The organism is Arthrobacter sp. Y3225116 (genome assembly GCF_059091245.1).
In genome coordinates, this window is record NZ_JBNHGL010000619.1 from 1 (window position 1) to 288 (window position 288).

1 pseudogene is annotated in these 288 nt (G+C 74.3%); it reads right to left on the minus strand.

From position 1 onward, the window contains the following. Window positions 1-285, minus strand: a pseudogene (locus tag AC5RV2_RS19240) (hydroxymethylbilane synthase); the annotation flags it as partial. Window positions 286-288: the final 3 nt, after the last annotated feature.

Below are 288 nucleotides of genomic sequence, written 5' to 3' on the forward strand. Positions count from 1 at the left end.
CAGCCCGGCCAGGGTCAGCCCGTCCCTCGCGCAGAGGGCGTCGCGGACGTCCACGCGGGCGGGAATGGCGGCAATCTGCAGCCCCTCGGCCACGCCGGTGGGCAGGTCCTTGAGCGAATGCACGGCCACGTCGCAGCGGTCGTCCAGCAGCGCCTCGCGCAGCGCGGCGGTGAAGACTCCGGTTCCGCCGATCTGGGCCAGCGGCCCCCGCAGCACGTCGCCCTCGGTCTTGATCCGGACCAGTTCATACTCCAGGGCCCCGCCGGCGGCCAGCGCCTCGGCCACGGT